Raw genomic sequence first — 610 nt, forward strand, 5'->3', positions numbered from 1 at the left:
TTTAGCCTTTTTTGCTTTTAAATTGACTCTACCTCCATGTAAACATAATAAAGTATTATCTTCCAATATAGGATGCAAACAAGAAGTATCAAGAGTTACATTAATATCTTCTATTCTAGGAATAGTTATCTTTCTTTTTCTAGCCATGAAAAGCCTTGTGGGTTTTTAAACCCACTAAGATTAAATTAAATCATAAGGAAAGTATTTACACAAAACTGATTCTATTTTGCTTAATCATTCTAGCACGATTGATAAGAGCATAAAGGGCTATATCTTCATCATTATATATTTCTCCTTCAAATTCTTCATCCCCATCAAACTCAATACTTTTCCATTCTATAAGCTCTGCTTTAGCATTAGTGATAAAAGATATATATTTATCTCTTTGTTTATCATGTTTAATACCTGCACATAAAGGTTTAAGTGCTTCATCATACCAAATCACTTCCAACTTTTCTTCTTGGATGATTCTTAGTGCTACTTCTTTTGTTAGATATTCTTTAATGTCTTTTCCATTGTATTTTTTTCGCTTATAATTCATTTTTAGCATTTTATCAATGGCTTCTTTTTCACTATCAAAAGAATACTCAAGTTCAACACTGCCCCTTTC

1 protein-coding gene is annotated in these 610 nt (G+C 29.3%); it reads right to left on the bottom strand.

The features are described 5' to 3' along the window. Positions 1-205: 205 nt before the first annotated feature. On the bottom strand, positions 206-610 hold a 405-nt coding region (locus AJN69_RS01915), incomplete at its 5' end, for a hypothetical protein (protein WP_070287937.1).

The organism is Campylobacter sp. BCW_4338, assembly GCF_001763255.1.
GTDB lineage: Bacteria > Campylobacterota > Campylobacteria > Campylobacterales > Campylobacteraceae > Campylobacter_D > Campylobacter_D jejuni.